The organism is Motilibacter aurantiacus (assembly GCF_011250645.1).
Taxonomy (GTDB): domain Bacteria; phylum Actinomycetota; class Actinomycetes; order Motilibacterales; family Motilibacteraceae; genus Motilibacter_A; species Motilibacter_A aurantiacus.
Map to the genome: position 1 here is coordinate 216 of NZ_JAANNO010000051.1, position 320 is coordinate 535.

Here is a 320-nt window from a genome sequence, read left to right on the forward strand (position 1 = left end):
AGGAGGTGCATGCGTTCTGGAACGAGCACGAGCGGCAGATCGGCACGTCGCTCTACGGCCGCCGCATGTACGAGACGATGCGCGTCTGGGAGGACGACGACTGGTTGGCGGACGAGCCGGCCGTCGTCCGCGAGTACGCGGGGATCTGGCGGGCCGCCGACAAGATCGTCTACTCCTCGACGCTCCCGGAGGTGACGACAGCGCGGACGAGGATCGAGCGGCGCTTCGAGCCCGAGGCGGTGCGACGGCTCAAGGAGACGTCCGCCTCGGACCTGAGCATCGGCGGTGCCGGGATCGCGGCGGAGGCGTTCCGGCACGGC

Annotated in this window: 1 protein-coding gene; it reads left to right on the top strand. The window is 70.3% G+C overall.

All coding sequences use genetic code 11. The features are described 5' to 3' along the window. Positions 1-320, top strand: a 320-nt coding sequence (locus G9H72_RS20790) for a dihydrofolate reductase family protein (RefSeq protein ID WP_231127626.1), incomplete at both ends; no start/stop codon positions are given.